General features: G+C 66.6%; 16 protein-coding genes. 8 read left to right on the forward strand and 8 right to left on the reverse strand.

Features of this window, described 5'->3' with window-relative positions; all coding sequences use genetic code 11:
• Positions 1-27 precede the first annotated feature (27 nt).
• Positions 28-3780: a multifunctional oxoglutarate decarboxylase/oxoglutarate dehydrogenase thiamine pyrophosphate-binding subunit/dihydrolipoyllysine-residue succinyltransferase subunit gene (locus EGT50_RS08400; RefSeq protein ID WP_127952876.1), complete on the forward strand. Its 3753-nt coding sequence runs from the start codon at positions 28-30 to the stop codon at positions 3778-3780.
• Positions 3781-3892: 112 nt separating this feature from the next.
• Here EGT50_RS08400 and EGT50_RS08405 read toward each other — a convergent pair whose 3' ends face one another.
• Entirely contained in the window at positions 3893-4501 is a 609-nt protein-coding gene (locus EGT50_RS08405) for a TetR/AcrR family transcriptional regulator (protein ID WP_127952879.1), read from the reverse strand.
• A 66-nt stretch (positions 4502-4567) separates the two neighbouring features.
• Here EGT50_RS08405 and EGT50_RS08410 point away from each other — a divergent pair, with 66 nt between their 5' ends.
• The 3 genes from EGT50_RS08410 to EGT50_RS08420 are packed head-to-tail and all read left to right on the forward strand — an operon-like array spanning position 4568 to position 7916.
• Positions 4568-6178, forward strand: coding sequence for a flavin-containing monooxygenase (locus tag EGT50_RS08410; protein ID WP_127952882.1), 1611 nt, complete (start codon positions 4568-4570; stop codon positions 6176-6178).
• Positions 6175-7020 carry an SDR family NAD(P)-dependent oxidoreductase gene (locus EGT50_RS08415; protein WP_127952885.1) on the forward strand — a complete coding sequence of 282 codons (846 nt, stop codon included), beginning with the start codon at positions 6175-6177 and terminating at the stop codon, positions 7018-7020. The genes EGT50_RS08410 and EGT50_RS08415 overlap by 4 nt, the downstream gene beginning before the upstream one ends.
• A complete protein-coding gene (locus EGT50_RS08420) occupies positions 7017-7916 on the forward strand; it encodes an alpha/beta hydrolase (RefSeq protein ID WP_127952887.1) in 900 nt (299 codons plus the stop codon). The genes EGT50_RS08415 and EGT50_RS08420 overlap by 4 nt, the downstream gene beginning before the upstream one ends.
• Here the strand turns inward: EGT50_RS08420 and EGT50_RS08425 are convergent.
• The 7 genes from EGT50_RS08425 to EGT50_RS08455 all read right to left on the reverse strand — a co-directional run bounded on the left by EGT50_RS08425 (position 7911) and on the right by EGT50_RS08455 (position 14073).
• Positions 7911-8825 (reverse strand): ABC transporter substrate-binding protein, encoded by a 915-nt coding sequence (locus tag EGT50_RS08425; RefSeq protein ID WP_235870654.1) that lies wholly within the window; start codon positions 8823-8825, stop codon positions 7911-7913. The two genes, EGT50_RS08420 and EGT50_RS08425, sit on opposite strands and share 6 nt — an antisense overlap.
• Positions 8826-8921: 96 nt before the next feature.
• Positions 8922-10118, reverse strand: a complete 1197-nt coding sequence (locus EGT50_RS08430) for an NAD(P)-dependent malic enzyme (protein WP_127952890.1) — start codon at positions 10116-10118, stop codon at positions 8922-8924.
• Between the two features lie 382 nt (positions 10119-10500).
• Positions 10501-10821 (reverse strand): hypothetical protein, encoded by a 321-nt coding sequence (locus EGT50_RS08435; protein WP_127952895.1) that lies wholly within the window; start codon positions 10819-10821, stop codon positions 10501-10503.
• Positions 10799-11755 (reverse strand): PHP domain-containing protein, encoded by a 957-nt coding sequence (locus EGT50_RS08440; protein WP_127952898.1) that lies wholly within the window; start codon positions 11753-11755, stop codon positions 10799-10801. Before EGT50_RS08440 ends, EGT50_RS08435 begins: the two co-directional genes overlap by 23 nt.
• Before the next feature lie 42 nt (positions 11756-11797).
• Positions 11798-12385, reverse strand: a complete 588-nt coding sequence (locus tag EGT50_RS08445) for a suppressor of fused domain protein (RefSeq protein WP_127952901.1) — start codon at positions 12383-12385, stop codon at positions 11798-11800.
• 142 nt (positions 12386-12527) lie between these two features.
• Positions 12528-13016 (reverse strand): general stress protein, encoded by a 489-nt coding sequence (locus tag EGT50_RS08450; RefSeq protein WP_127952904.1) that lies wholly within the window; start codon positions 13014-13016, stop codon positions 12528-12530.
• Between the two features lie 94 nt (positions 13017-13110).
• On the reverse strand, positions 13111-14073 hold the full coding sequence (locus EGT50_RS08455) for an HpcH/HpaI aldolase/citrate lyase family protein (protein ID WP_127952909.1): 963 nt from the start codon (positions 14071-14073) through the stop codon (positions 13111-13113).
• Positions 14074-14129: 56 nt separating this feature from the next.
• Here EGT50_RS08455 and EGT50_RS08460 point away from each other — a divergent pair, with 56 nt between their 5' ends.
• From EGT50_RS08460 to EGT50_RS08475, 4 genes are all read left to right on the forward strand, one after another.
• Positions 14130-15404 carry a magnesium transporter MgtE N-terminal domain-containing protein gene (locus EGT50_RS08460; RefSeq protein ID WP_127952913.1) on the forward strand — a complete coding sequence of 425 codons (1275 nt, stop codon included), beginning with the start codon at positions 14130-14132 and terminating at the stop codon, positions 15402-15404.
• Positions 15397-15927 carry a DUF1003 domain-containing protein gene (locus tag EGT50_RS08465; protein WP_127952916.1) on the forward strand — a complete coding sequence of 177 codons (531 nt, stop codon included), beginning with the start codon at positions 15397-15399 and terminating at the stop codon, positions 15925-15927. Before EGT50_RS08460 ends, EGT50_RS08465 begins: the two co-directional genes overlap by 8 nt.
• A gap of 214 nt (positions 15928-16141) precedes the next feature.
• Positions 16142-17104, forward strand: coding sequence for a lytic transglycosylase domain-containing protein (locus tag EGT50_RS08470; protein ID WP_127953898.1), 963 nt, complete (start codon positions 16142-16144; stop codon positions 17102-17104).
• 35 nt (positions 17105-17139) lie between these two features.
• The gene (locus EGT50_RS08475) at positions 17140-18276 is read left to right on the forward strand and encodes an Mrp/NBP35 family ATP-binding protein (RefSeq protein ID WP_127952920.1); all 1137 of its coding nucleotides are present in this window, start codon (positions 17140-17142) and stop codon (positions 18274-18276) included.
• The last annotated feature ends 13 nt before the right edge of the window (positions 18277-18289 follow it).

An 18289-nucleotide genomic window follows, 5' to 3' on the forward strand; every position in this document is an offset into this window, starting at 1 on the left:
AAGAAAGAAACGAGGCGAACACCTGCCGTGAGCAGCAGCTCTACTTCCCAGTTCGGACAGAACCAGTGGCTAGTCGACGAGATGTACCAACGCTTCCAGGATGATCCCTCATCTGTGGACCCCAGTTGGCACGAATTTCTGACGGATTACTCGCCCGACGCAGCGAATGCGGGCGGAAACGGTAAAGCGCTGGGCGGCGATGTCGCCACCAAGACAGTGAACCACGCAGCAGCTCAGGCTCCTGCGGCCGCCCCGGCACCGGCACAAGAAACCGCACCAGCCCCGGCACCGACAACCAAGGCGGAGACCGCACCTCCGGCCCCCGCACCTGCGCCCGCTCCAGCCGCCGCCCCCAAGGCGGAAGCCCCCAAGGCGGAAGCGACCCCGACCGCTACCGAGGACACCAACCAGGTGCTGCGTGGCGCTGCCGCCGCGGTGGCCCGCAACATGTCGGCCTCGCTCACGATCCCGACGGCGACCAGTGTTCGCGCCGTCCCGGCAAAGTTGATGTTCGACAACCGAATCGTCATCAACAACCACCTCGCCCGTACCCGCGGCGGCAAGGTCTCGTTCACCCACATCCTCGGCTACGCGATCGTACAGGCGGTCAAGTCGTTCCCGAACATGAACCGGCACTTCGCCGAGATCGACGGCAAGCCGAACGTCGTCACCCCGGCGAACACCAACCTGGGCCTGGCAATCGACCTGCCGGGCCGCAACGGAAGCCGCTCACTGGTCGTCGCCGCGATCAAGGGCTGCGAGTCGATGAACTTCGTCCAGTTCCACAGCGCATACGAAGATATTGTCCGACGTGCGCGCGACGGCAAGCTCACCACCGAGGACTTCTCGGGTGTCACGATCTCGCTGACCAACCCGGGAGGCATCGGCACCGTGCACTCGGTGCCGCGTCTGATGCAGGGCCAGGGCGCCATCATCGGCGCCGGCGCGATGGAGTACCCCGCCGAGTTCCAGGGTGCCAGCGACGCGCGCATCGCAGAGATGGGCGTCGGCAAGCTGATGACGCTGACCTCCACCTACGATCACCGGATCATCCAGGGCGCCGAGTCCGGCGACTTCCTCCGCACAATCCACAACCTGCTGATCAGCGACGAGTTCTACGACGAGGTCTTTCTCTCGCTGCACATTCCCTACGAGCCGGTCCGGTGGCGCCAGGACGTGCCGGAGGGTGCGGTCGACAAGAACACCCGCGTGCTCGAACTGATCGCGGCGTACCGCAACCGCGGCCACCTCATGGCCGACACCGACCCGCTGCAGTTCGTCAAGGACAAGTTCCGCAGCCACCCGGACCTCGACGTCACGACTCACGGCCTGACCCTGTGGGATCTCGACCGCGAGTTCAACGTCGGCGGTTTCCACGGCAAGACCCGGATGAAGCTGCGCGACGTCCTGTCGATCCTGCGGGACGCCTACTGCCGTCACATCGGCGTCGAGTACACGCACATTCTCGAGCCCGAGCAGCAGGAATGGCTGCAGGAGCGGGTCGAGGCCAAGCACGTCAAGCCGACCGTCGCCGAGCAGAAGTACATTTTGAGCAAGCTCAACGCCGCCGAGGCGTTCGAGACCTTCCTGCAGACCAAGTACGTCGGTCAGAAGCGCTTCTCGCTCGAGGGCGCCGAGTCGGTCATCCCGATGATGGACGCGATCATCGATCAGGCGGCCGAGCACCAGCTCGACGAGGTCGTGATCGGGATGCCGCACCGCGGTCGCCTCAACGTGCTCGCGAACATCGTCGGTAAGCCGTACTCGAAGATCTTCACCGAGTTCGAAGGCAACATGAACCCGGCGGCGGCGCACGGCTCCGGCGACGTGAAGTACCACCTCGGCGCCGAGGGCACCTACATCCAGATGTTCGGCGAGAACGACATCAAGGTGTCGCTGACGGCGAACCCGTCGCACCTCGAAGCGGTCGACCCGGTCCTCGAGGGTCTGGTCCGCGCAAAGCAGGACATCCTGGACAAGGGCGAGAGCGGGTTCACCGTCATGCCGCTGATGCTCCACGGCGACGCGGCGTTCGCGGGCCAGGGTGTCGTCGCCGAGACGCTCAACCTGGCGCTGCTGCGCGGCTACCGCACCGGCGGCACCGTGCACGTGGTCGTCAACAACCAGGTCGGCTTCACCACGGCGCCGGAGCATTCGCGCTCGTCCGAGTACTGCACCGACATCGCCAAGATGATCGGCGCACCGGTCTTGCACGTGAACGGCGACGATCCGGAGGCCGGCGTCTGGGTCGCGCAGCTCGCCGTCGACTTCCGTGAGAAGTTCGGCAAGGACGTCGTCATCGACATGATCTGCTACCGCCGCCGCGGCCACAACGAGGGCGACGACCCGTCCATGACGCAGCCGGCGATGTACGACCTGATCGACACCAAGCGCAGCGTCCGCAAGAGCTACACCGAGGCGCTGATCGGCCGCGGCGACATCTCGCTCAAGGAAGCCGAAGACGCCTTGCGCGACTACCAGGGCCAGCTGGAGCGGGTGTTCAACGAGGTCCGCGAGCTCGAGAAGTTCACCCCCGAGCCGTCGGAGTCCGTGGAACTCGACCAGACGCCACCTGCGCGCCTGACCACGGCCGTCGATACAGCGGCGCTCGAGCGTATCGGCGACGCATTCGTCAACGTCCCCGAAGGCTTCACGGTCCACCCGCGCGTCAAGCCGGTCATCGAGAAGCGCAAGGAGATGTCCCGCGAGGGCCATATCGACTGGGCATTCGCCGAGCTCCTCGCGTTCGGTTCACTTGCCGAGCAGGGCGCCCTGGTGCGTTTGGCCGGCCAGGACTCGCGCCGCGGCACGTTCACGCAGCGCCACGCGGTGCTGATCGACCGCAAGAACGGCGACGAGTACAACCCGCTCGCCGAGTTGGCCGCGACCTCCGGCTCCGGCGGCAAGTTCATGGTCTACGACTCGGCGCTCACCGAGTTCGCCGGCCTCGGATTCGAGTACGGTTACTCGGTCGGCAACCCGGACGCGCTGGTCCTGTGGGAAGCGCAGTTCGGTGACTTCGTCAACGGCGCGCAGACCATCATCGACGAGTTCATCAGCTCCGGTGAGGCCAAGTGGGGCCAGCTGTCCGACGTCGTGCTTCTACTGCCGCACGGCCACGAAGGCCAGGGCCCGGACCACACCTCGGGTCGCATCGAGCGTTTCCTGCAGCTGTGTGCTGAGGGCTCGATGACGGTCGCGATGCCGTCGACGCCGGCGAGCTACTTCCACCTGCTGCGTCGTCACCACCTGGACGGCATCCGTCGCCCGCTCGTGGTGTTCACGCCGAAGTCGATGCTGCGCAACAAGGCTGCGGTCAGCAAACTCGAGGACTTCACGACCGGCAAGTTCCGCTCGGTGTTCGAGGAGCCCACGTACGAGGCCCCTGGCGGTGACGGTGCCCGCACCACGGTCGAACGTGTGCTACTCACGTCCGGCAAGCTCTACTGGGAGTTGCTGGCGAAGAAGCAGAAGGAGAACCGCGACGACGTCGCGATCGTTCGGATCGAGCAGCTGTACCCGATCCCGCGGCGCCGCATCGCGCAGACGCTGGACCGCTACCCGAATGCCTCAGAGTTCTTCTGGGTCCAGGAGGAACCGGCGAACCAGGGTGCGTGGCCATTCCTCGGTCTCGCGCTCCCGGAACTGCTTCCCGAGAAGTACGCGGGCATCAAGCGCATCTCGCGGCGTGCGATGTCGGCGCCGTCGTCGGGCTCGAGCAAGGTCCACGCTGTCGAGCAGCAGGAGATCATCGACGCCGCGTTCGCGCCGAGGAAGTAGTCGGTCTCCGATCGACTGAGCGACAACACCGGCCCGTCCACTCACACGAGTGGGCGGGCCGCTGTCGTATCGACGGACCGAGACCACTGTCGGCCGGCACTGCCCAGGCGCTCTATCCCGGCAACACTGCCGCGGCTTCGACGCCGAGCGTCACCGCTGTGAGGGCCGAAACTTGCAGGTCGATCAGGTCGTCCCGGGAGATCTGAGGGCGACGCAGCCACGAGATGGTGGCCTCTTCGACGAACGCGATCCAACCGCGGACGGACAGCTCCGTGCGGGCCGTGGGCTCGATACCGAGCGACGGGAGATGCTCGACCACCCGCCGGACCATCTCTGCGCGAGTCTCCTCGCACACCTCCCGCATGTCGGGGTCGCTGCTGGTGGTCCCTCGCAGCAGCGGGAGGTAGGTGCCGCGGTTCTCCGAGACATAGTCCACGTACGACGCCATGGCATCGCGCACGATCTCGAGGGGTTCGAGGTCGGGGTTAGGAGCCGTGTGCGCGAGCATCTCCGCGCTCGTGTAGCGAACGATGGCAAGGTGGAAGTCGTGTTTGGACGCGAAGTAGTGGAACAGCAGGCCGGCGGATACACCGGCCTGATCGGCTATGTCCTCGACCGAGATCTGCTCGAGCGGCCGATCGGCGAGCATGCGAACGCCCAGGCCGATCAGCTGCGCCCGCCTCTCCTCGGGGCTCAGACGCGTGCGTTTCACGCCATCCATGGGTCCACCATACTCAACGGCGGCCAGCTATTGACTGTCGATCAATAAGCTTCTACGCTCCCGTACATGAGTCTTCCGGTCACAGATACTTCCGCTCGGGTCACGTCCCCGCGCCAGGTCGGCACACTGATCATCGGCGGCGGCTTCTCGGGTCTCGGCGCTGCTATCAAGCTGGTCCAGGAGGGTAAGCACGACTTCGTCGTGCTCGACCGCGGCGATGACGTGGGTGGCACCTGGCGCGACAACACCTACCCCGGCGCCGCATGCGACGTGCCTTCCCATCTGTACTCGTACTCGTTTGCTCTCAACCCCGACTGGACTCGGTCGTTCTCGCCTCAGCCCGAGATCCGGAAGTACATCTCGTCGGTCGCTCGCAAATACAAGGTGCTTGACAAGCACATATTCGGCTGCGAGGTTCATTCCGCGCGGTGGAACAATGAGACCGCTCGATGGGAGCTGAAGACCTCCAAGGGCGACTTCGTCGCGAAGATCGTGATCTCGGCGGTCGGCGTGCTGTGCGAGCCGTCGTTGCCCGACATCAAGGGCATCGAGGAGTTCGAGGGCGAGATCTTCCACTCCGCCCAGTGGAATCACGACGTCGATCTGGACGGCAAGCGAATTGCGGTCATCGGAACGGGTGCGTCTGCCATTCAGATCGTGCCGGAGCTGGGGAAGACTGCCGCACAGCTCGACGTGTACCAGCGCACGGCACCCTGGGTCCTGCCTCGCTTCGACCGCGAGTACACAACCGTCGAGCGTCTCGCGTTCAAGTACGTTCCCGGATTCCAGAAGCTGTGCCGCACAGGCATCTACTGGGCACGCGAGGCGCAGGTCTTCGGACTCACCAAGGCGCCTGTCTTCATGGAGCCGCTGAAATTCCTGGCCGCGCAGCATCTGCGCCTGCAGATCAAGGACGAGAACCTGCGCCGCAAGGTCACCCCGAACTTCCAGATCGGATGCAAGCGCATGCTGATCTCCAACAACTACTATCCGACGCTGACGCAGCCCAACGTCGACCTCGTCACCGAGGGCATCGCCGAGATCCGTAAGGACTCGATCGTCGATCGCAACGGCACTGAACGCGAGATCGACGCGATCGTCGTCGCGACAGGATTCCACGTCACCGACTCCCCCACTTTCGCAAGCATTTTCGGAAAGGACGGGAATTCGCTGGCCGAGACGTTCGAAGCGGTCGGCATGCAGGGCTACAAGGGTGCTGCGGTCGCCAACTTCCCCAACATGTTCTTCCTGCTCGGGCCCAACACCGGACTCGGCCACTCCTCGATGGTGTACATGATCGAGTCCCAACTCAACTACATCGTCGACGCGCTCGAGACGATCGAACGCTACGACATCGGCACCATCGAGGTCCGCAAGGACGTGCAGCAAGCCTACAACCGCGATCTGCAGGCCAAGTTGTCAGCGAGCGTGTGGAACACCGGCGGATGCGCCAGCTGGTATCTCGACAAGCACGGCAACAACCCGACGCAGTGGCCGGGCTTCACGTTCCAGTTCCGGGACATCACCAGGAAGTTCGACCTCGACGCATACCGTAGCGTCTCCACGAGCGACCTTCCCGTCCCCGCAGTCGTTGCGCAGGGACAGGTGGCCGCCACCTCGGGCACCACCGACGCCGAGCCGACAGATCTTGACGATGACAAGGTCGCGGCACAGTGAGTGAATTCGCGGGCAAGGTCTGCGTCGTCACGGGCGCTGCATCCGGCATCGGCCGGGCGCTGGCCCTCGATCTTGCCCGGCGAGGAGCGAAACTTGCCCTCTCCGACAAGGATTCGGTGGGCCTAGCGAGCACCGTGCGTCAGGTCGAAGCGCTCGGCGCCGAGGTCAAGTCCGACCACCTCGACGTCGCCCAACGCGAGGCGGTTCTTTCGTACGCGGACGCGGTGGCCACCCACTTCGGCAAGGTGCACCAGGTCTACAACAACGCCGGCATCGGCTTCCAGGGCGAGGTGGAACGCTCGCAGTTCGCTGATATCGAGCGCATCATCGACGTCGACTTCTGGGGTGTGGTGAACGGCACCAAGGCTTTTCTTCCGCATTTGATCGCATCGGGCGATGGGCACGTCGTCAACGTCTCCAGTGTCTTCGGCCTGGGGTCTGTCCCGGGCCAGAGCGCCTACAACGCAGCGAAGTTCGCGGTGCGTGGATTCACCGAGGCACTGCGACAGGAGATGCTCGTCGCGAAGCATCCGGTCAAGGTCACGTGTGTCCATCCGGGTGGTATCAAGACCGCGATCGCGCGCAACGCCGGTGCACCCGAGGGTGACGATCGGGCGGCGTACGCGGAGTTCTTCGACAAACGACTCGCGCGGACGACGCCCGAGGACGCCGCACGGACCATCGTGAACGGGGTACGTAAGGGCAAGGCGCGGGTGCTGGTCGGCGCCGACGCAAAGCTCATCGACGCGTTCGTGCGGATCCTCGGCCCGAGCTACCAGCGGGTGGTCGCTGCAGTCGCAGCGCGTACATTTCCCAAGCCGACGACGGAGGTAACCCGATGAGGGCGGTATCGCTCCCGCTGCCACTGGTAGAAGCGAGCCTGAAGCCGTTCTACCGGCTCGCGCTCAACGCCCGGTTGCCTTTCCGGGTGCAGCGCGCGCTGCTCGACATGGCCGCGCCTACCCAGTGGTTGCCCGACGGGGCCGTCGTGCGCAAGACCACGCTCGCGGGTCGTCCCGCCGAGCGCATCACCGTCGGTGCCACCGAGCGGCCCAACGCGGTCCTGTACTTGCACGGCGGTGCCTTCACGATCGGGTCTCTGGCGACGCACCGCTCCCTCGCGGCCCACCTGGCTCGCGAATCCGGCAGCGTCGTCTACACACTCGACTATCGGCTGGCGCCGGAGCACCCGTATCCGGCCGGACTCGAGGACGCCGTCACGGCGTTCATCGAACTCGCCACCGACCACGGTTACACGGCCGAACGCGTCGCGGTCGCCGGCGACTCGGCAGGCGGCGGTCTGGCACTCGCGACCACTCGACGACTGATCGACACCTATGAACTGTCGCCTGCGGCAATGGCGTTGATCTCGCCGTGGGCCGATCCCGGCTCCCGTGTTGTCCCGTTCGACCGTGATCTGGTCGTCAACACCGCGTGGGCGTTCGCCTCGGCGGCCGCGTACCTCGGTACCGGTGATCCATCGGATCCCGGCTACGCACCACTCCATGGCCGTCTGGACGGACTGCCGGCGACGGTGGTCCACGTGGGCACCAGTGAGGTTCTGTATCCCCAGATCGTCGACCTGGTGACGAAGCTCGAAGCCAGCGGAAACCGTCTGCACTTCGTGGAGTACCCGCGACTGTGGCATGTCGCTCACCTACAGGCGTCGCTGTTGCGGGAGGCCGCCGACGCGGTGGCCGACCTTGGCTCGTTCCTGCGGTCGGCATTCCCGTCATAGGTGCTCGTCGAGCCACCCACTCGCGGCGTCGGCTGAGGAGATCTCGCCACTGCGGATTCGCACCACCAAGTCGGTCAAATCCGCAGTGGTGAGCTGCTGGACCACGCTCAGCCCGTTGACGTCGTCGGCGCGCAGCACATTGCTGCGATACAGCGGCACGACGTTTTGCGCGGTGAATGTGTCCTCGGGGGCATCGAGAACGACCACGCCGTCATCCTGCACGCCCGGTGCGGCGGCTGTGGCACCGCCGATCGGCGACGGGCTGACGATCAGTTCCCGCACAACATCATCGGTCGATCCCACCGGGACCACCGCCCGGAATGTGCAACCGTATTCCGAGCGCAGGCGCGAAAGCGCCAGTTCGTCCTCGTCGAATCCTTCGGAGGCATAGAGCGTCAGGCGCGTGCATTCCGGCTCAATGTCGCCGATCGCGCGGGCTCCGAGCCGGTCGGCCTCTGCGCCGGGCAGCACGAGCACTGCCCGGTCGTCGGCGGGCGCGTACTCGGAGACCGCGAGTTCACCGGGCAACGCCCTGTTGAGCATCTCGAACACGTCCTCGGCAGCGGTGACGTCGGCGTCGGGATCGAACCAATGCAGCAGCCGCCCGGTGTAGTCCGGCACCAGCGACACCCGGTTCGAATCGAGCGCCGCCAGCCGGTCGGCTCGGTCCCCCAACCCCAGAACGAGTTCGGTACTACGCCCGGACGCTTCGAGCGCGCCGGCGTAGAGCCGGGCGACGAGCTCGCTCTCGACGGTGGCGGAGGCACCGACCACGACGGGCGGCGGCTGCACGGGTTCGCTGACGCTGCTGCTGGTGTCGACACCGCACCCAGCGAGCATCGCCAGAACCGGAAGGACGGTGAGGCGTGTCGCGAGCCCACCTACGTACCGAGCCCGCTTCGGTGCCACGCCCCCGCCTCCGATCTTCCCGCGAACGGTCCCAGGGAACTTACCAAGGGCTCTGAATACCCAAGGACTGACTTCCCAAGGACTGAGGACTACCCACTACGGCGTGGTGACACCCTCATCCTTCGCGGCCTGCGCAACGGCCGCGGCGACCGCTGGGGCGACCCGCGGGTCGAGCGGGCTCGGGACGATCTTGTCGGCTGCGAGTTCGTCGCCGAGGACCGACAGGATCGCGTCGGCGGCCGCGAGCTTCATGCCTTCGGTGATGCGGCGGGCACCGGCGTCCAGTGCGCCCTTGAAGACCCCCGGGAACGCCAGCACGTTGTTGATCTGGTTCGGGAAGTCACTGCGGCCGGTGGCGACGATCGACGCGTACTTGCGAGCGATGTCCGGGTGGATCTCCGGATCCGGGTTGGACATCGCGAAGATGATCGCGTCGGAGGCCATGGTTGCAATGATCTCTTCGGGCACCGTGCCTGCGGACACACCCAGGAACACATCAGCGCCATCGAGTGCCTCGACGATCCCGCCCGTGCGGGCTGCGGGGTTGGTCCGGGCAGCGAGGTCCGCCTTGATCTCGTTGAGGTCGCTGCGATCCGACGACAGAATGCCCTTCGAGTCGAGCACGGTCACGTCGTAGACCCCGGCAGCGAGCAGGATGTTGGCGCATGCGACGCCAGCGGCGCCGGCGCCGGAGATCACCACCCGCAGACCCTCGATGTCACGCCCCCGAACCTTGGCGGCACCACGCAATGCGGCGAGCGCGACGATTGCGGTGCCGTGCTGGTCGTCGTGCATGACCGGGCAGTCCAGCGCTTCGATGACGCGCTGCTCGATCTCGAAGCAACGCGGCGCCGAGATGTCCTCGAGGTTGACTGCGCCGAAACTCGGACGCAGCCGCACCAGCGTCTCGACGATCTCGTCCGGATCCTTGGTGTCGAGTACGAGCGGGATGGAGTTGAGGTCAGCGAAGTTCTTGAACAGCGCCGACTTGCCCTCCATCACCGGCAGCGAGGCACGGGCACCGATGTCGCCGAGCCCGAGGACGGCCGAGCCGTCACTGACGACGACGACCAGGCGGTTGGTCCACGTGTAGCGATCGGCGAGCGCGTCGTCCGCATGAATCGCTCGGCTGACTTGCGCGACGCCGGGGGTGTACGCGATCGACAACGCACGCTGGGAATCGAGGGGAGCGGTGGTCTCTACAGAGAGCTTGCCACCGATATGACCCGCGAAAATCTCGTCGTCGGTTATATCGACCTTAGGCGTAACGGAAGCTTCAGACACAGTGGACACGATGACACTCCTCTAGATGCCAGACTCACTCGGGTCCTGGTTACTGAGAAGTAACCGTGTCGACGGGGTGAAATCGACAGGTACTTCCAACACAGGACTGCTTCGGTTGCAGCTACCGGGGCGCGCGATTGGCTGCACTACTGCCGGAGCGTGTGACGGCGCCGGGCAGGGTGGGCCCTGGCACAGGTTCTGCCACCTGGAACCCCCGCGAAGGGCGGTAGCACCCACGCGAGAGTGCAGTAATTCTGCATCATCCGGGGACCGGAATCAAATCCGTCAGATCGGTCTCGACCTCACCGAAAACCCTTACCTACCTGTGAGGATGCACTCTGCATGCCCAGCGCGGCTCGCCCCATCGAGCTGGATCCGTTACACCCGCTGGTCACGTCCACCACTGCGTCCAAAGCAGCAAGCCGGCAACCAGGAGAACAGCCATCGATGCGAGCACGGACGCACCCCCGCGCAGGCGATCGGCAGCGACCTGGAGACCCACCGCGACGGTGCTTGCGACGACGTGAGCGGTGATCAAGTCGCCGCCCGGGCCCGGGAAGTCCCGACTGGTCGCCAGATACGCGACGAAGACGGCGGCGATTGTCGCGGCCAGGACTCCACCGGCCGCGATCCCGGACAGTCCACGAAGCGCGCGCACTGTCCACGGGTCCAGCCAATTACGGGGCTCGTCACCGTATCCGTCGTAGGTCACCGGTCGCCTCCCGTGTCGTCCCGTCCTCGACTGTCGGCTCGCCCACTGTCGCCGTGCGCCCTGGCGGCCCATCACCTGGCGGGACCGACAGAACGGGCACGCCCGATGCGCGCGCCACGATCGCGTCGAACGACTCCGGAGTCGTGGTGTACTGGCCGAGCTCGATCGTCTTGTTCGTCCCGTGGTAGTCCGACGACCCGGTGACGATCAGATCCAGCTCGCTCGCGAGCGACCTCAGCAGCGCGACGTCGCGCCCGTCGTGGTCCGGATGGTCGACCTCGAGACCGGCGAGCCCACGGTCAGCGAGTTCGCGAATGTTGTCGAGTGCCAGGAGTCGCCCGCGTGACCGCGCCCGGGCGTGGGCGATGACGCTGACCCCGCCGGCCGCGGTGACCATCTCAACCGCTCGTTCGATGGGGGTGTCCTCTTTCTCGACGTAGTAGGGGCTGCGCGTGGAGAGCAGATCGGCGAATGCCTCGTCCACGCTCGAGACGACCCCGGCCTCCACGAGCGCTCGCGCCAGATGCGGGCGCCCGACCACCTGCCCGGCGTCGGCCATCACCGCGTCAAGGTCGATGGGCAACCCGTCCGCGGCCATCTTCGTCGCCATCGCACGGAGCCGCACCACCCGTTCACCGCGCAACCGCTCCCGCTCGTTTGCGAACTCGCGCGCGGTCGGGTCGAACAGGTAGGCCAGCAGGTGCACGGCGACGGGGCGTCCGTCCTCATCCCTGCCCTCGCACGACATCTCCATGCCCCGGACCAACCGGAGGCCGCCGGGCAATGCGGCGGCCGCCTCCGCCCAGCCGGCGGTGGTGTCGTGGTCGGTGATCGCGAGCACGTCCATACCGGCTCTGACCGCTGCCCGCACCAGCTCCGCGGGGCTATCGGTGCCATCCGATGCGGTCGAGTGGGTGTGGAGATCGATACGCACCGGTCCAGTGTGGCAGGTCCCGGCGAGGTGCGCCGTGCCTTGTCAGAGCGCCGCCGCGCCGCGGTTCGGATCCCGGATGTCGATCCCGGCCTCAGCCCACGCCTCACGGAGGGCTTCAGCGCCACGCAGGCGCACCCAGGCCGCCTCGGTGCCGGTCAACGGCGCCACCTCCAGGAACTGCACCGGCTCGAGCGGCTCGGGCAGGGCCAGGTCGGGGATCTCGCTCGGGCCCAGCAGCACCGCAGTGAACGGCACCCCCTTCCACAGCGGCTCACCCAGGTCCATCAACCCGTCCGGCTTCAGGACCACGCCCTCGACCGACGGCGCGGCCGCAAGAACGGCGAGCGTCTTGTGCACACCGGAAGCGACTCCCGCACCCCCGGTGAGGGTCAGAACCAGCTCGGCCCGGGGCCCGCGCGTGGGGTCGGCGACCATCTCGCTCGGGTCACCCATCGGGTTCCGCGAGCAGCCCAGGGTCGCGTAGCGCACCGGTGTGTCACCTGCCCCGGGGTAGTGAAGGATGTCGATAGGTTCGACGCCGAGGAAGGTCACCGAGGCCGCGGTCGGCTCGGGCCCACCGATATGCCGGTCGAGGTGTGCGCGTACGGCGGGGACAACACTGTCAGTCACGCATCCATCTAACACCCGGCGCGGCGACGGGTCCTCGGGGTGGCCGAGCGGACACCCACCCACCCCGGACGGACCAAACGCCTCCGCTGACGATCCAACGAACGACCAAGCGCCCGAAGCAATTCCACGGACCCCGTCCCCGTCAGAGCGCGAGTCGGGCCAGCATGTCGCGGCCGGACTCCGCCGTCTTGGGATCGCAGAGCACGTCGTAGCGGGTGGCGACCAGTTGCATGGTGGACGAGAAGTCCCGCGTACCACGGGTTGCCGCGTACGGGATCGTCGTAGAAATCAGCCCGAAGACGATTCCGCCCACGATGCCGACGAGCAGCGGCCCAAGGAGTCCGCCCGTGAAGATGCCGAGCAGCAGACCGAAGAACACGCCCAACCACGCGCCCGAAACAATCCCGCCACCAATGACTTTGGCCCAAGTCAAGCGCCCCAGTACGCGTTCGACCTGCATGAGGTCGACGCCGACGATCGTCACATCCTGGACCGAGAACTCCTGGTCGGACAAGTAGTCGACAGCCCGCTGGGCCTCGGCGTAGGTCGAGTACGAACCGATGGGCCAGCCGGTGGGCGGCGTGGGAAGCCCCCGACCGGCACGATTCGGCTGTGAGAGTGGGTTCGTCATCGTCTTCGTCTCTCCTCCTCGCGGCGCGTGATGTGTCCGGTTCTATCGATCGTCGGTCCTGCTATCAATTGTGCCCGCCCCTGGTCGTGCCCGCCTACCCGTTCGATGGAGGAGTGAAACGAGAGGTTCGACTCATTCCCGCAGCCCGACCCTTCGCCGAGATGACCAGGGCCATCTTGCGGCTCGCCTCGTCGATCATCTCGTCGCCGAGCATCACGGCACCGCGGGCGCCGCCGGCCGCGGACGTGTGGAACTCATAGGCGTCGAGGATCAACTCGGCCTGGTCGAAGTCCTCCTGTCGAGGGCTGAATACCTCATTGGCAGCATCGATCTGGGTGGGATGGAGCACCCACTTGCCGTCGAACCCGAGCGCTGCGGTGCGCTGCGCGGAGCGGCGGAAAGCTTCGACATCGCGGACCTGAAGGTAGGGTCCGTCGATGGCCTGCAGGTCGTGCGTGCGCGCGGCCATCAGGATCGTCATCAGGATGTGGTGGTAAGCGTCACCGCGGTCGTAGCCCTCGGGCTGCTCGCCCACGACGAGTGTCCGCATGTTGATACTCGCCATGAAATCAGCGGGACCGAACACGAGAGTCTGTACGCGCGGACTAGCGGCCGCGATGGCGTTGATGTTCGTCAAACCGATCGCGTTCTCGATCTGCGGTTCGATACCGATGCGCCCCACCTCGAGTCCGGCGGACTTCTCGATCTGCGTCAGCAGGAGATCGAGCGCCTCGACGTGGCTCGCGTCGGGCACCTTTGGGAGCAGGATCGCGTCGATGTTCCCACCAGCGCCGCCGACGACGGTAGCAACGTCGACATGGGTCCATTCGGTGGTCCAGTCGTTGACCCGCACCACCTTGATCTGGTCGCCCCAACCGTCCTCGTTCAATGCGTCGACAACGCGCTCACGCGCCTCCGCCTTCGCGATCGGTGCGACGGCATCCTCGAGATCGAGGAAGATCTCGTCGGCCGGCAACCCCTTGGCCTTGTCGATCATCTTGCGGCTCGAACCGGGCACAGCCAGCACTGACCGGCGCGGCCGCAAACGAGAGGACATGGTCCACAACCCTCCAAATTCAGTGGATCACCAGACAAGGACTTAGCCTTTTCATCATGGCAGCTGTGAACAAGGTATTCGCAGCCAGGCTCGCCGGCCTGGTGGTTCTCGGACCCGACGGCGAGTCGATCGGTCGGGTCCGTGACGTGGTGCTCACGATTCGGGTGGGCCGCCAGCCGCCGCGGGTTCTCGGCCTTGTCATCGAAATGTTCACGCGCAAGCGGATTTTCGTACCGATGCTGCGGGTCACCGCGATCGAACCAGGCTCGGTGACCCTCAAGACGGGCAACGTGAGTCTGCGCAGGTTCGATCAGCGCCCGACCGAGGTGCTCGCCCTCGCCCAGGTCCTCGACTCCCGCGTCACCACCGACGACCCGGAGGTCGTCGAGGCAATCGGATCGGACGTCGTCATCGTGGATCTCGGCATCGAGTTGACCCGCACCCGGGACTGGGTCGTCTCCCGTGTCGCGGTCCGCACCTCTCGCGGTCGGCTCGGCAGGCGCTCGGCGATTCACATCGTGGACTGGCAACATGTCCACGGGCTGACCTCGACCACGCTCGCGATGCCCGGCCAGGGCGTCTCCCAACTGCTGATGCAGTTCGAGGGCATGCGCGCGGCGGACGTGGCACACGCGATGCGCGAACTACCGGAGAAGCGTCGCCACGAGGTGGCGCTGGCGCTCGACGACGAACGCCTGGCCGACGTAGTGCAAGAACTGCCCGCCGACGCCCAGACGGACCTGCTGCTGCACCTCGAGGAAGAACGTGCCGCCGACGTGCTCGAGGCGATGGATCCCGATGACGCCGCGGACGTGCTCGGTGGGCTGCCCGAGACGGACGCCGAATCGCTGCTGCAGCGGATGGACCCAGAGGATTCCGAACCAGTCCGCCGCCTGCTCGAACACTCACCGGACACCGCGGGCGGTCTGATGACGCCGCAGCCTGTGGCGCTCACTCCGTCGACCACGGTTGCCGAGGCCCTTGCCCGGGCCCGCAACGCCGATCTGACGCCGGCACTCGCCAGCATGCTCTTCGTGGTCCGGCCGCCCACCGCGACCCCGACAGGACGATATCTCGGATGCGTGCACCTGCAGCGGCTGCTGCGCGAGCCCCCGGCAAGCCTCGTCGGCGGCATCCTCGACGACGGCCTCCCCCGCCTCGATCCCGAGGACTCGCTCGCAACGGTCACGCGCTACTTCGCCACCTACAACCTGGTGTGCGCACCGGTCGTCGACGACGAACACCATCTGCTCGGGGCCGTAACGGTCGACGACGCCCTCGACCACCTCCTGCCCTCCGACTGGCGTGAGGAGGAGTCCAACGATGAGTGAACTGAACGGTCGCCAGCGCCTCGAGACCCCCCGCGGCACGCGGGGCCTGGGATTCCACATCGATGTCGAGGCCGTCGGCCGGGTCAGCGAGAGCATCGCGCGGTTCCTCGGCACCGGGCGTTACCTGGTGATGCAGACCGTGGTCGTGGTCGTGTGGGTCTCCCTCAACGTGTTCGCGGTGAGGCTGCAGTGGGATCCCTATCCGTTCATCTTGCTGAACCTCGCCTTCTCGACGCAGGCCGCGTACGCCGCTCCCCTGATTCTGCTGGCCCAGAATCGGCAGGAGAACCGCGACCGGGTTTCGCTCGAGGAGGACCGCGCACGCGCGGCGCAGACGAAGGCCGACACCGAGTTCCTCGCGCGCGAACTGGCGGCCCTGCGGCTGGCCGTCGGCGAGGTGGCGACCCGCGACTACCTCAGACGCGAACTCGACGACATCCGTCAGTTGCTCGTCGATCGGGAGCACGGCGAGGACGAGATCGACTCCGCCGCCGGTCCGAGACCGCCGACCGGCAGGAAGTAGCCCGACGGCGCGGTCCCGCCGCACGGCACATGACCGATAGGTAACGTGTGCGAGCATCGCCGAGATATTCCCGCAGAACGCTCGGAATGTGTTGCGTGACTGTGGATGCAGGTTTCTGCAAGGAGGGGTCGAGGGAGTGCGTGCCCGTGGAGCTGTCAGTGTGTTCGCCATCGTTCTTGCCGGATTCGTGACGACAGCATCATCCTCGGGTGGCATGTCCAACCCACTCGCCATCGGCTCGACGTCGTTGACTGCCGGTGCGGAGGCCACGGCGGGACAGGCCGCCCTGATCCCGACGGTCGGACTGGTACCCGCGGCACCGCGACCTGAGCGTCAACTGCGCACCGCCAGATCGGTGGCGGCCTCCGGTGGCAGGTCGCCCTCGCGTTCGGCGCCCCAGGCCGTGCCCGTTCCAGCCGCTGTCGGCCCCCTCGGCATCCCGGAGATCGTCCTCAACGCCTACCGTTCGGCCGAACTGGCCGCAGCGAGCACCCAACCGGGCTGCGGCCTGCCCTGGAACCTTCTGGCCGGCATAGGGAAGATCGAGTCCGGCCACGCCGGCGGCGGACGGACGGACGCCGCGGGAACCACCGTGACGCCAATCCTCGGCCCGACCCTCGACGGCCACCTGGCCGGCCACGAGATCATTACCGATACCGACCTCGGCGTCCTCGACGGCGATCCGGTCCACGACCGTGCCGTCGGCCCCATGCAGTTCATTCCGAGTACCTGGGCACGGTTCGCCTCGGACGGGAACGGTGACGGTGTCGCCGATCCGAACAACGTCTTCGACGCCTCCCTCTCCGCTGCCCGGTACCTGTGCTCGGGTGGCCTGGATCTGCGTGATCCGGAACAACAGTCACGTGCCGTGCTCCGGTACAACAACTCGACGTCGTACGAGGCGAGCGTGCTCTCGTGGTCGGCGGCCTACGGCGCCGGCGCTACAGCGGCGGTACCTGGGACGCCTTCGCCGCCGCAGCGCCTTGCCGACCCGGTGGATGTCGCCGCCGCGGTCCCGGCGCCGACGACCCCTCCCCCGTCACCGACCGTCGAAACCTCCCCCGCTCCGGTTCCCGCGCCGATGCCCCTTCCCGCCATACCCGGACTCCCACAATTGCCGTGTCTGATCCTCTGCCCTCCGCCCGCCCCGACGCCGGAGGCCGGCCCGACTCGCTGACGGCCGTCCGCACCGCGCCGCCTACCATGGGGGGTATGGCAGCCCTGACCGAGACCGCCGTCCGCACCGCACTGTCCAAGGTGCAGGACCCCGAGATCCGTAAACCCATCACGGAACTGGGCATGGTCAAGAGCATCGATATCGGTGGCGACGGCAGCGTCGACATCGGCATCTACCTGACCACGGCCGGCTGCCCACTGCGGACCGAGATCACACAACGGGTGACCAAGGCCGTCGCCGATGTCGAGGGAGCCGGCACCGTGCGCGTCGAACTTGACGTGATGAGCGATGAACAGCGAACCGAACTGCGCCGCGCGCTTCGTGGAGACTCCACCGAACCGGTGATCCCGTTCGCACAGCCAGGGTCGCTTACTCGTGTGTACGCGGTGGCGTCCGGCAAGGGCGGTGTCGGAAAGTCGAGCGTCACCGTCAACCTGGCGGCCGCGATGGCGGCGAAGGGACTGTCCGTCGGCGTGCTCGACGCCGACATCTACGGCCACTCGGTGCCGCGCATGCTCGGCACCGACGCCAAGCCGACCCAGGTCGAGCGGATGATCATGCCGCCGCAGTCGCACGACGTGAAGCTGATCTCCATCGCCCAGTTCACCCAAGGCAACACGCCGGTGGTGTGGCGCGGACCGATGCTGCACCGCGCGCTGCAGCAGTTCCTGGCGGACGTCTTCTGGGGAGATCTGGATGTGCTCCTGCTCGACCTGCCGCCCGGCACGGGTGACGTCGCCATTTCTGTCGCCCAGCTCATACCCGGCGCCGAGATCCTCGTCGTGACCACGCCGCAGCAGGCCGCCGCTGAGGTCGCCGAACGAGCCGGCGCCATCGCGCTACAGACCCGTCAGCGGATCGCCGGCGTCGTCGAGAACATGTCGTGGATGGAACTGCCCGATGGCACCCGCATGGACGTCTTCGGTTCGGGTGGTGGTCAGGCCGTCGCCGACCGTCTCACCCGGGCAGTGGGCGCGAACGTTCCCCTGTTGGGCCAGATTCCGCTCGAGCAGGCGGTCCGCGAGGGCGGCGACGCCGGCGTGCCGATCGTACTCGACGCTCCCGACTCTCCGGCCGGCGCCGCGTTGCGGGAGATAGCGGACAAGCTGTCGGTTCGGGCGCGCGGCCTGGCCGGAATGTCCCTCGGTATCGACACCGTCCGGCACCTGTAGTAGGCGATCGCTG

This window comes from Rhodococcus xishaensis, from assembly GCF_004011825.1.
GTDB classification, from domain to species: domain Bacteria; phylum Actinomycetota; class Actinomycetes; order Mycobacteriales; family Mycobacteriaceae; genus Prescottella; species Prescottella xishaensis.

Excerpts from the sequence above, each read along its gene's own strand:
- EGT50_RS08470 (WP_127953898.1), top strand. The coding sequence starts at position 16,142 with ATGTCCAACCCACTCGCCATCGGCTCGACGTCGTTGACTGCCGGTGCG.
- EGT50_RS08465 (WP_127952916.1), top strand. The coding sequence starts at position 15,397 with ATGAGTGAACTGAACGGTCGCCAGCGCCTCGAGACCCCCCGCGGCACG.
- EGT50_RS08410 (WP_127952882.1), top strand. The coding sequence starts at position 4,568 with ATGAGTCTTCCGGTCACAGATACTTCCGCTCGGGTCACGTCCCCGCGC.
- EGT50_RS08455 (WP_127952909.1), bottom strand. The coding sequence starts at position 14,073 with ATGTCCTCTCGTTTGCGGCCGCGCCGGTCAGTGCTGGCTGTGCCCGGT.
- EGT50_RS08475 (WP_127952920.1), top strand. The coding sequence starts at position 17,140 with ATGGCAGCCCTGACCGAGACCGCCGTCCGCACCGCACTGTCCAAGGTG.
- EGT50_RS08420 (WP_127952887.1), top strand. The coding sequence starts at position 7,017 with ATGAGGGCGGTATCGCTCCCGCTGCCACTGGTAGAAGCGAGCCTGAAG.
- EGT50_RS08450 (WP_127952904.1), bottom strand. The coding sequence starts at position 13,016 with ATGACGAACCCACTCTCACAGCCGAATCGTGCCGGTCGGGGGCTTCCC.
- EGT50_RS08405 (WP_127952879.1), bottom strand. The coding sequence starts at position 4,501 with ATGGATGGCGTGAAACGCACGCGTCTGAGCCCCGAGGAGAGGCGGGCG.
- EGT50_RS08460 (WP_127952913.1), top strand. The coding sequence starts at position 14,130 with ATGGCAGCTGTGAACAAGGTATTCGCAGCCAGGCTCGCCGGCCTGGTG.